Here is a 484-nt window from a genome sequence, read left to right on the forward strand (position 1 = left end):
TGAAAAAGGCAGTAAGATTTATGAAGCCTTAGAAAACGAAATGCTAAAAGGAATAATTACTTACGGAAAAGACCCAAACGAAGAAATATTAAGCACAAAAGATTCTCTTAAAGTAAATAAGTGTGATCCTGCTTGGGTTGTATCACTTAAGCTAGAAGTTCAACCTTTGTTTAAATTTGAAAACAATTCAATATATCAAAGAGCTTTTTATCAAAATAACGATGATTCAAAAGAGCTTTTAGAATTTTTAAAAGAAAATCCCATAGACAAACTATCTTTAAGTGATAAAAAATTTAAAAAATCATTTGAAGATAATGATAATAGATTAGAAATGTTGTTTGCAAATGAAGAAATCAGCATAGAAGACTTTAAAAAAGAATATTTAAAATTAAAAGCTTTTTATGATGAGAATAAGTTAAAAGAAGAAAAAGAAGAACAAACTAAAGAAAAACCATTCGAAGCCATAGAAGTAAAAGGCTCTAAC

1 protein-coding gene is annotated in these 484 nt (G+C 26.4%); it reads left to right on the top strand.

Features of this window, described 5'->3' with window-relative positions; all coding sequences use genetic code 11:
- Positions 1-484: hypothetical protein (locus tag AVBRAN12654_RS09415; RefSeq protein WP_336614394.1), on the top strand; the 484-nt coding region annotated here is incomplete at both ends.

Source organism: Campylobacter sp. RM12654 (assembly GCF_020137585.1).
Taxonomy (GTDB): Bacteria; Campylobacterota; Campylobacteria; order Campylobacterales; family Campylobacteraceae; genus Campylobacter_E.